The following is a 383-nucleotide window of genomic DNA, read 5'->3' on the forward strand; positions in this document are numbered from 1 at the left end:
ATTGTTGCGGTAACAGAAACGACCCCTTCGGTTAATGGATTACCAGGTGGCACCACCACGGCATTAACGGGCAACGATACCTTAAATGGAAGCCCAGTAGTAGTAGGTACTGCAGCAGGGAATGTACAAATCACATCAAGTACGGTTCCAGTAGGATCAGGACTAGTAGTAAATGCAGATGGAACAGTAACAGTTCCGGCCAACACCCCATCTGGAAACTATTCAGTAAGCTATACGATTTGTGAAGTAAACAACCCATTGAATTGTAGTACTATTAGCTCTACGGTAGTAGTAAGTGCCCCGGCGATTGTTGCGGTAACAGAAACGACCCCTTCGGTTAATGGATTACCAGGTGGCACCACCACGGCATTAACGGGCAACGA

The 383-nt window shown here is 47.0% G+C and carries 1 protein-coding gene; it reads left to right on the plus strand.

The genetic code is table 11. The annotated features are described in order from the left end of the window. Positions 1–383: hypothetical protein (locus JO950_RS22085; RefSeq protein WP_202704560.1), on the plus strand; the 383-nt coding region annotated here is incomplete at both ends.

The organism is Flavobacterium sp. UGB4466, from assembly GCF_903469665.1.
Classification (GTDB): Bacteria; Bacteroidota; Bacteroidia; order Flavobacteriales; family Flavobacteriaceae; genus Flavobacterium; species Flavobacterium lipolyticum.